We start from the raw sequence: 1407 nt of genomic DNA on the forward strand, positions 1-1407 counted from the left end.
AGCATGCATCGGGGCGGCGTAGGTCCCGGTGCCCGGATAGTTTGAGAGGGGTCCTATCGTGACTGTTACAACCACCACGGCGCCTGCCGTGTACAGCACGGACGTTGATATTGTCCGTAATCTGTCCCTGGTCGGGGACGAGATCACCGGTACGGTGGCCAAGATCGATGAACACCAGCTGGCCGGCCTGGCCGCGCAGCTGGGCCAGCCGGGCCGGGTATTCGCCGCAGGGGCCGGGCGCAGCGGGCTGGTCCTGCGGATGGCGGCGATGCGGCTGATGCACCTGGGCCTGACGGTCCATATTGCCGGTGACACCACCACTCCCGCGATCAGCTCCGGGGATCTGCTGCTGGTCGCTTCGGGGTCGGGAACGACCTCGGGAGTGGTCAAGTCAGCAGAAACCGCGGCGAAAGCAGGGGCGCGGATTGCCGCGTTCACCACCAACCCGGACTCGCCGCTGGCCCGGCTCGCGGACACGGTAGTGATCATTCCCGCCGCCCAAAAAACCGACCACGGCTCCAGCGTTTCGCGCCAGTACTCCGGGTCCCTGTTCGAACAGAGCCTGTTCCTGGCCACCGAGGCGCTCTTCCAGTCGCTGTGGGAAAACACCGACGTCCCGGCCGAAGAGCTTTGGCTCCGGCACGCCAACCTCGAATAGACACCCCCGCAGCATCTTTTAGTTTCCCTTCACATCCACAGCAGTACCCTTACAGAAAGAAACATCACCATGAAACTCCAGGTAGCCATCGATCTCCTGACCACCGAAGCCGCCCTCGAACTGGCCGGCAAGGTCGCCGAGTACGTCGACATCATCGAGCTCGGCACCCCGCTGATCAAGGCCGAAGGCCTCTCCGTGATCACCGCCATCAAGGAAGCCCACCCGGACAAGATCGTTTTCGCCGACATGAAGACCATGGACGCCGGTGAACTTGAAGCCGACATCGCCTTCAAGGCCGGCGCGGACCTGGTCACCGTGCTCGGCACCGCCGACGACTCCACCATCGCCGGCGCCGTCAAGGCAGCCAAGGCCCACAACAAGGGCGTCGTCGTTGACCTGATCAGCGTCGAGGACAAGGTCACCCGCGCCAAGGAAGCCCGCGCCCTGGGCGCCAAGTTCGTCGAAATGCACGCCGGCCTGGACGAGCAGGCCAAGCCCGGCTTCGACCTGAACGGACTGCTCCGCGCCGGAGCAGAAGCCCGCGTGCCGTTCTCCGTCGCAGGCGGCGTGAAAGTCGCCACCATCGCAGACGTCCAGAAAGCAGGCGCCGACGTCGCCGTCGCCGGCGGCGCAATCTACGGCGCAGCCGACCCCGCCCTGGCAGCAAAAGAACTCCGCGAAGCCATCGCATAACCCCACCCCGAACCGTGTACTGCCCGCACAAAACACCACCGCGGGCAGTACACGGC

General features: G+C 65.1%; 2 protein-coding genes. Both read left to right on the top strand.

Going from position 1 to position 1407, the window contains the following annotated elements; genetic code table 11:
- Positions 1-58 precede the first annotated feature (58 nt).
- Positions 59-658, top strand: coding sequence for a 6-phospho-3-hexuloisomerase (gene hxlB / locus AC5RUO_RS19955; protein ID WP_494104440.1), 600 nt, complete (start codon positions 59-61; stop codon positions 656-658).
- 69 nt (positions 659-727) lie between these two features.
- Positions 728-1351, top strand: a complete 624-nt coding sequence (gene hxlA / locus AC5RUO_RS19960; protein WP_115524978.1) for a 3-hexulose-6-phosphate synthase — start codon at positions 728-730, stop codon at positions 1349-1351.
- Positions 1352-1407 lie beyond the last annotated feature (56 nt).

Source organism: Arthrobacter sp. Y3221087 (genome assembly GCF_059089905.1).

Coding starts and splice junctions, on each gene's coding strand:
- hxlA (WP_115524978.1), top strand. CDS start 728: ATGAAACTCCAGGTAGCCATCGATCTCCTGACCACCGAAGCCGCCCTC.